We start from the raw sequence: 7412 nt of genomic DNA on the forward strand, positions 1-7412 counted from the left end.
GGTGGTCGGCTTTCGAGGTGTTCAACTGGTGCGCTTCAGGCGTGGCGGGCTGCCGGGGCGGGGACTACCTCCTAATCGACCGGTACAGACAAACGCGGCCGATCGCCACCGGTGGCGTCGGGTCGTGGAGGCCGTGACCTGAGCGCGACCTTTGAGGCCTTCCGTCGGTGGGAGGGGCGGGCTAGCGTCCCGGGGAGTTGGGTCTAGCGGGAGGGGTGCCGGGATGCTCGGGTTCGTTGCGCGGCGGGGTCGTTGGCTTGCATCAATCACTGCGGTGGCGGTGGTGGGGTTGGGGCTTGGTACGGCGACCAGTGCGCCCGCTGGGGTGGCTGCCGAGCGGGTGATCACGTTGGCCGGGTCGTTGCAGAATGAGCTGGGGTGTACCGGGGACTGGGATCCGGGGTGTGAGCAGACGCGGCTGGGTGCGGCAGCGCCGTACCGGAAGGTGTTCGACGTGCCGGCCGGGTCGTACGAGTACAAGGTGACCGTCAACGGCAGCTGGGACGAGAACTACGGTGCCGGTGGCGTGCTCGACGGGCCGAACATCCCGCTCCGGATCGAGGGACCGGCCAAGCTCGAGTTCAGTTATGACGACACCACGCATCTCGTCACGGTGAAACCCGTAGACCTCGCGGGTGGGTTGAACGCGGCGGACAAGGCCCTCGCGAGTCCGAGTCTGCGCCAGGATCTGACCAAGGAGCGGTTCTACTTCGTGATGGCGGACCGGTTCGCCAACGGGGATCCCACGAACGACACCGGCGGCCTGACCGGCGACCGGCTGACCACGGGTCTCGACAAGAAGGACAAGGGCTTCTACCACGGCGGCGACCTGACCGGCGTCATCCAGAAGCTCGACTACATCAAGTCCCTCGGTACGACGTCGCTGTGGCTGACGCCGTCGTTCAAGAACCGGCCGGTCCAGGGCGAGGGCGCGAACGCGAGCGCCGGGTACCACGGCTACTGGATCACCGACTTCACCCAGATCGACCCGCATCTGGGCACCAACGCGGACATGCGCAAGCTGATCGATCTGGCGCACGCCAAGGGGATGAAGGTCTTCTTCGACATCATCACCAACCACACCTCGGACGTGATCGCGTACCAGTCCGGCCAGTACGGCTACATCCCGAAGTCGACAAGTCCGTACAAGGACGCGAGCGGGACGCCCTTCGACGACAAGCAGTACGCCGCCGGCGACACCTTCCCGCCGCTGGACCGGAACATCTCGTTCCCCAACATCCCGGTGTTCCGGACGCCGGCCGACGAGACCGTCAAGGTACCGGCCTGGTTGAACGACCCGACCCTGTACCACAACCGCGGCGACTCGACCTTCGCCGGCGAATCGAGCGAGTACGGCGATTTCGTCGGCCTGGACGACCTGTTCACCGAGCAGCCGAAGGTCCGTGACGGCATGACCGACGTCTACAAGACGTGGGCCGAGTTCGGCATCGACGGTTTCCGGATCGACACGGTGAAGCACGTCAACCTGGAGTTCTGGCAGAAGTTCTCGCCGAAGATCCTGGCCGCGGCGAAGGCGAAGGGGTCGGACGACTTCTTCATGTTCGGCGAGGTGTTCGACGCCGACCCGCGGTTCATGTCGACGTACACCACGACCGGTGCGTTGCAGGCGACGCTGGACTTCGGCTTCCAGCAGAGCGCGGTCGCCTTCGCCCAGGGCAAACCAAGTACGCAGTTGCGCGACTTCTACGCGAACGACGACTACTACACAGACACCGATTCGAACGCGTACCAGCTGCCCACGTTCCTCGGGAACCACGACATGGGCCGGATCGGGCTGTTCCTCAAGCAGGGCGGCGCGGCCGGTCAGGAGTTGCTGCAGCGGGACAAGCTGGCGCACAGCCTGATGTTCCTGACCCGCGGCCAGCCGGTGATCTACTACGGCGACGAACAGGGCTTCACCGGTCCGGGCGGCGACAAGGACGCCCGGCAGGACATGTTCGCCACCGACACCGACGAGTACAAGGACGACGAGGTCGTCGACGGCACCGGTACGACGACGATCGGCAGCAAGGACCGGTACGACGTCAACGCACCGATGTACACGCACATCGCGGAACTGCAGCGGCTGCGAGCGAAGTACCCGACCCTTGCCGACGGCACCCAGGTGCATCGGTACTCAGCAAACGCCGGCGGGCTCTACGCCTTCAGCCGGATCGGCGCCGACAAGGTCGAGTACCTGGTCGTCACCAACAACGCGACCACAGCCAAGACCGCGACCATCCCCACGTACGGATCGAACAGTTGGTTCAAGCCCGTCTACGGCGGTTCGCAGGCGATCAAGACCGACCACGAAGGCCGCGTGCAACTCACGCAAGCACCGCTGTCCGTCACCGTCTACCAAGCCGTATCGAAGGTCCCGCACCGCAGCAAGGCGCCCGAGGTCTACCTGAGCTCGCCCGAACCCGGTGCGACCGTCGGCGGCCGCGCGGAGATCGGTGCGGCCGTCCCGGCGAACACCCCGGTCACCGTGACCTTCGGCTACCGCCCTGTCGGTACGACGGCTTGGCAGCGGCTCGGCGCGGACGACAACGCGCCGTACCGGGTGTTCCAAGACGTGTCCGGTCTGCCGAAGGGAACGCTGCTCGAGTACCGGGCGGTCCTGAAGGATGCGTCCGGCAACTACTCCGTGTCGGGCTCCTACGGCACCGTCGGCGATGCACCCGCACCAGGCGGTGGCGGAGGTGGCGGCGGTGGCCCGGTCGTGCAGCCCGCCAACGTGAGTGTGCCCGGCGACCACAACAACGAGATGGGCTGCGAGGAGGACTGGTCCCCCGGCTGCGAGCAGGCGCAACTAACGCTCGACCCGAAGGACAAGGTCTGGAAGGGCACGTACACGAATCTCGCGGGTGAGCACGCGTACAAGGCGGCGATCAACAAGACGTGGGACGAGAACTACGGTGCCGGCGGCGACCGCAACGGCGCCAACATCTCCTACACGGGCCCAGTCACACCGGTGACCTTCTACTACGAACACGGCCGGCACTACGTCACCTCGACCGCGGAGAACAACCCGATCATCACCGTCCCCGGCACCTTCCAGAAGGACGAACTGGGCTGCCCGACCAACTGGGCACCGGACTGCATGCGACCCTGGTTGACCGACCAGGACGGCGATGGCACGTTCACCTGGTCCACGACAGAGATCGGAGCGGGCAGCTATGAGGCCAAGGTGGCGCACAACCTGTCCATGGACGAGAGCTACCCAGCCAACAACATCCCCATCACCGTGCCCAGCGACGGCCTCGTGGTCACCTTCTCCTACGTCCTGCAGTCACATGTGCTGACCGTGACCACCTCCAAGCCCGGGGCCCAACCCGACCTCAAACAGGCCAAGGCGTACTGGCTGGCCAAGGACCTGCTCGCCGTACCGGCTGTCGACCACCCGGAGCGGTCGCGCTGGCGACTGCACTGGTCGCCGACGGGTTCGCTCGCCATCGACGCGGACGACATCGGCGGCTCGTCGTCAGGCCTTCGGTACGACGTCGGCGGCATCCCGGACAAGGTGCTGGAGAAGTTCCCCGCCCTGGCCGGATACACAGCACTGCGACTCGACTCCGGTGACGCAAGGAAGATCCTCACCGGGCAACTCGGCCTCGCGCAGTACGACGATACCGGGCGACTACTCGACGCCACCGGAGTCCAGATACCCGGTGTCCTGGACGACCTGTACGGCGGATCGGCGACCGGCCGCTCGTACGGCGTGACGTGGAACGGCGGGGTCCCCCGCTTCACCCTGTGGGCCCCGACCGCGCAGAACGTGTCACTGCTCGTCGGATCGCAGCGTCTCCCCATGCGGCAGAGCGCTGACGGGTCGTGGGCAGCGGAGGGCCGCCGAAGTTGGAAGAACGCGCCCTACCGGTACGAGGTGACCGTCTTCGCACCGAGTACCGGCAAGGTCGAGACCAACCTGGTGACGGATCCGTACTCGCTCGCGCTCACCACGGATTCGCAGTACTCCGTGGCGGTGGATCTCGACGATCCGGCCGGGAAGCCCGCGATCTGGGCCAAGACCCCGTCGCCGAAACTCGCCCGGGCGGTGGACTCGACGATCTACGAGTTGCACGTCCGGGACTTCTCGATCGGCGACCCCACGGTGCCGGCCGCGCATCGTGGCAAGTACGCCGCCTTCGCGGACGAGGGCAACGGGACGAAGCACCTGCGGAAGCTCGCCCAAGCCGGGCTGAACACGGTGCACCTGCTGCCGACGTTCGACATCGCGTCGATCCCGGAGGGAAGTCAGGCAGAGCCGGCTTGTGATCTGGGGTCGTTCGAGCCCGACTCCGACAAGCAGCAGGCCTGCGTGACCGCGGTCGCCGCCACGGACGGTTTCAACTGGGGTTACGACCCGTACCACTGGCTCGCGCCGGAGGGTTCGTACGCCGTCGAGAAGGACGGGCTGGCCAGAGCCGCCGAGTTCCGCACGATGGTCGGAGGGCTGCACAAGTCGGGTCTGCGGGTCGTGCTCGACCAGGTCTACAACCACACTCCGGCTGCGGGACAGGCGCCGACCTCGGTGCTCGACAAGGTGGTCCCGGGCTACTACCAGCGGCTGAACGCGACCGGCGGGGTGGAGACGTCGACGTGCTGCAGCAACATCGCCACCGAGCACGCGATGGCCGAGAAGATCATGGTCGACAGCACGGTCTCATGGGCTCGCAACTACCGCGTCGACGGCTTCCGGTTCGACCTGATGGGTCACCACAGCAAGGCGAACATGCTCAAGGTCCGAGCGGCGCTGGACAAGCTGACCCTGGCCAAGGACGGCGTCGACGGCAAGTCGGTCTACGTCTACGGCGAGGGCTGGAACTTCGGCGAGGTCGCCGATGACGCGTTGTTCGTCCAGGCGCGGCAGGGCAATCTCGGGGGTACCGGGATCGGCACATTCTCCGACCGGCTCCGCGACGGCGTCCGGGGCGGTGGACCGTTCGACGAGGATCCGCGGATCCAGGGCTTCGGGTCGGGTGCCGCGAGCGACCCGAACGGTGCTCCGGTGAACGGCACGCCCGTCGAACAGGCGAAGCGGCTCGCCCACGACACCGATCTGGTCCAGCTCGGACTGGCCGGCAACCTGCGGGGCTTCACCTTCCGATCCGCCGACAGCGGGTCCGTAGTACGGGGTGATGCGGTGGACTACAACGGCTCGCCGGCCGGGTACGCCGATCAGCCGGTCGAGGTGACCACGTATGTGGATGCCCATGACAACGAAACGTTATGGGACGCGTTGACCTACAAGCTGCCGGCGTCGATGCCGATGGCGGACCGGGTCCGGATGAACACGTTGTCGCTGGCAACCACCGCGCTGGCGCAGACGCCGTCGTTCTGGCACGCGGGTGCCGATATGTTGCGGAGCAAGTCGCTGGACCGGAACTCGTACGACTCGGGCGACTGGTTCAACACGCTGGACTGGACCGGTGCGGACAACGGCTTCGGCCACGGCCTGCCGCCCAAACCGGACAACGAGGCCAAGTGGCCGTTCATGCAGCCGCTACTGGCCAACCCGGCGCTGAAGCCGACGGCCGCCGACGTGGCGAGCGCCTCCGCGGCCGCTGGTGATCTGCTGAAACTGCGATTCTCGACACCGCTGTTCCGGCTGGGTTCGGCGGACCTGATCAACCAGAAGTTGTCGTTCCCACTCAGCGGTACGCCGGCCGCGGCCCCAGGTGTCGTCACGATGCACATCGACGACACGGTGGGCGCCGACATCGACCCCGCCCTGAAGGGCCTCCTCGTCGTCTTCAACAGCACCGGCTCCGCTGTAACCCAGCAGCTCCCGGGGCTGGCAGGCGCCCAGTTGTCCCTGTCCCCCGTGCAGTCAGCGGGATCCGACCCAATCGTCAAGCAAACAACCTGGACCGCCGCGACCGGAACCGTCTCGGTACCGGCGCGGACAGTCGCAGTACTGGTCCAGCGTTAACTGAGGGCAGCGAAGCGGGCGGCTGCGACGAAGGCGCAGCCGGTCAGGATCAGCAGGTTCGCCGCCACCGGCCCCGGCTCCTTGAGGGATGCGTGGGCGGTGGCGGCGCCCATCATCACCACGCCAAGGCACACAGCGGCCGTAGGTGTCAGGTATCGGGCCGTCCCGGTCAGCCAGGGCGCGAACAGGCCGACGACGGCGAACAACTCGCAGACGGCCACGACGCGCACGACCGGCATCGGGAACGGCGCGATACCGGTCTGGCCGGTGGCGATGAGGCGATCGCGGGACATCGTCGATTTGGCCACGCCCGACACCGTGAAGACGAGGGCGAGCAGAGCGGTCACTATCCAGGTTGCGAGGTTCATGCGGTCTCCTCCGTGCGTTGTTACGGTCGGAGACGAACGAGACCGCCCGCCTGTGACTGTCACAGGCGGACCGGGTGGATCGTCCTAGAGGGTGTGATGGATCAGACCAGTACTGCGCTGCGGCCGTTGCTGCTGTCGATCGCGTACCGGATGCTGGGGAGTTTCCGGGACGCGGAAGACGTGGTGCAGGAGGCGTACCTGCGGCTGCACCGGGAACCGGTCGCCGTCGACTCGCCAAAGGCCTTCCTCACCACAGTCACCACCCGGCTGGCGATCGACCAACTACGCTCGGCCCGTCGGCAGCGCGAGGTGTACGTCGGCCCGTGGTTGCCCGAGCCGGCCGTGGACGAGTACGTCGACTTGTCGGATGAGGCGGTCCGGTCGGATTCGTTGACGACCGCGTTCCTCGTCGTACTGGAGCGGTTGTCGCCGGATCAACGAGCCGTGTTCCTGCTGCGGGACGTGTTCGGGTACTCGTACGAGGAGATCGCGGGGATCCTGGCCAAAAGTGAGGCGGCGGTGCGGCAGCTCGCAGTACGGGCTCGGCGGCAACTCGAGGACGAACGGCCACGGTTCGACCCGTCCAGGCAGGAGCGGGACGAGTTGGCGCGGCGGTTCGTCGCGGCCTGCTCCTATGGCGAGCTCGACGGACTCATCGGGTTCCTGGCCCTCGAGGCGACGTTCACCGGCGACGGCGGTGGTAAGCCGACCGGCTTCCCCCACCCGGTCGTCGGCGCTGCCAAGGTCGCCCGCCTGCTGATCGGCGCCTTCGGCAAGCTCCGCGACCACGGCATCCAGATCGAGCACGTCCACGTCGGCGGCCACCCGGCCCTGCGAATGCACAGCCCCACCAACAGGACCGTCGCAGTATGGTCGCTCCTCATCACCAACGGCACGGTCGTCGCCATCCACGGAGTGGTGAACCCGGACAAGCTTGCCCACCTCTAGTACCCCCGGGACGCCACGCCTCCACAGCTCCCACCCCAACCACTCCGCGAGAACCAGCGGAACAGACTCCGACACCCCTACAGCACCCAGCACCACGGATGCCTGCGCGAATAACCCGGGGCGGTCTGCTCCGCCAGCGACTACCGGCCGCGCGCCCTGTA

At 66.9% G+C, this 7412-nt stretch carries 3 protein-coding genes; 2 read left to right on the forward strand and 1 reads right to left on the reverse strand.

The window, feature by feature from the left end; genetic code table 11:
- The first annotated feature begins 283 nt into the window (after positions 1-283).
- Positions 284-5935, forward strand: coding sequence for a pullulanase-type alpha-1,6-glucosidase (gene pulA / locus EV643_RS30925; protein ID WP_238165908.1), 5652 nt, complete (start codon positions 284-286; stop codon positions 5933-5935).
- Here the strand turns inward: pulA and EV643_RS30930 are convergent.
- Positions 5932-6303 carry a DoxX family protein gene (locus EV643_RS30930; RefSeq protein WP_133803712.1) on the reverse strand — a complete coding sequence of 124 codons (372 nt, stop codon included), beginning with the start codon at positions 6301-6303 and terminating at the stop codon, positions 5932-5934. The genes pulA and EV643_RS30930 overlap by 4 nt on opposite strands.
- 96 nt (positions 6304-6399) lie before the next feature.
- Here EV643_RS30930 and sigJ point away from each other — a divergent pair, with 96 nt between their 5' ends.
- A complete protein-coding gene (gene sigJ / locus EV643_RS30935) occupies positions 6400-7251 on the forward strand; it encodes an RNA polymerase sigma factor SigJ (protein ID WP_133803713.1) in 852 nt (283 codons plus the stop codon).
- Positions 7252-7412 lie beyond the last annotated feature (161 nt).

This window comes from Kribbella caucasensis, from assembly GCF_004361855.1.
Classification (GTDB): domain Bacteria; phylum Actinomycetota; class Actinomycetes; order Propionibacteriales; family Kribbellaceae; genus Kribbella; species Kribbella caucasensis.